The sequence below is a fragment of the Metabacillus niabensis genome, assembly GCF_902829255.1.
GTDB classification, from domain to species: Bacteria; Bacillota; Bacilli; order Bacillales; family Bacillaceae; genus Metabacillus; species Metabacillus niabensis.
Window position 1 is genome coordinate 1 of the sequence record NZ_CADEPK010000111.1, and the last position, 1,223, is coordinate 1,223.

Consider the following 1,223-nt stretch of genomic DNA (forward strand, 5'->3'; position numbering starts at 1 on the left):
TGTAATATATAAACATTATTTAAGGGGATGAAAAATAAAATGGAAACTTCAACTTCCACCTATTATATAGAACTAAACCGATGGGGGATTACAAATAATGGATCCTTCTCTATAAATAATTCTAAAGGGATTAATGATGCGCTTATGTGGGCAAGTCAGAATGGTTTTACAAAAGTTATATTTCCACATGGAACTTATGTAATAAATGAAACTACTCCTATTGAACCCGCCAGTAATATGACAATTGATTTAAATGGTTCAACTTTAAAAATAAATGAAAACGGATTAAGTAACTATTCTATTATTTGTTATAAAAAAAATCAGAAGTATTCCACTATAAATAACGGCATAATTATGGGTGATAAAGACCAACACAATTATTCATCTGGTGGAAGCCATGAAGGAGGCCATGGGATTGAAATCGGGACAATTAATCCACCTTCAAATGGTGGAAATAATACAAAATATGTAAGATTAACCAATTTAGAGATACTTAATTGCACTGGAGATGCAATAATTTTAAATAGTACTTTCGGTCAAATTTCACCTCCCCCATCCTTAATAGCTAAATCCTGGGAGCAAGGAAGTATAAGTCCATCTAACGGTTCTTTCATAGTTACCAAGGAAAAGATTAGATCTACATTAGTGATTGATTTGACACAAACCGAAATAGTAAAATATGGTTATTTCGGATTATATGGGAATGGATTTGGAAATCTTGGAGCAGATATTGTTTGTGACTTTTACGATGTTATTTTTTATAGCAAAGACAACACATTTCATTCTTCTAAACAAAAAGTTCAATTTTTCGATGAAGTTGAAGTTCCATTAGGTGCAGCATTTGCCAGGGTAGTACTTCACCAAACGACAATCCCTGATCCGAATAAATGTTTAATTAATATAAGAGTAGCTACATTTCCACAACAAACTTTTATTGAAAGATGTAACCTCCATCATTGTAGGCGACAAGGAATCAGTTTATGTGGTACAAAACAAAGCTATATACGAGAGAATCATATACATCATATAGGAGGAACTTCACCACAATCAGGAATAGATATTGAAGATGGCTATGATTTAAACCAAAATATTTACATCGAAAGCAATCAGTTTCACAATAATTCATCATACGATATTTTAGTAGTAAATGGAAAATCAATTCATATTACTAAAAATCAACTTACAAACACTGTTAAAGAAGGAGTTTCCTTATCGATAAACGG

General features: G+C 31.6%; 1 protein-coding gene. It reads left to right on the top strand.

Going from position 1 to position 1,223, the window contains the following annotated elements:
- Window positions 1-39: 39 nt before the first annotated feature.
- The coding region (locus tag HU235_RS10395; protein ID WP_233452193.1) for a right-handed parallel beta-helix repeat-containing protein at window positions 40-1,223 on the top strand (1,184 nt) is incomplete at its 3' end.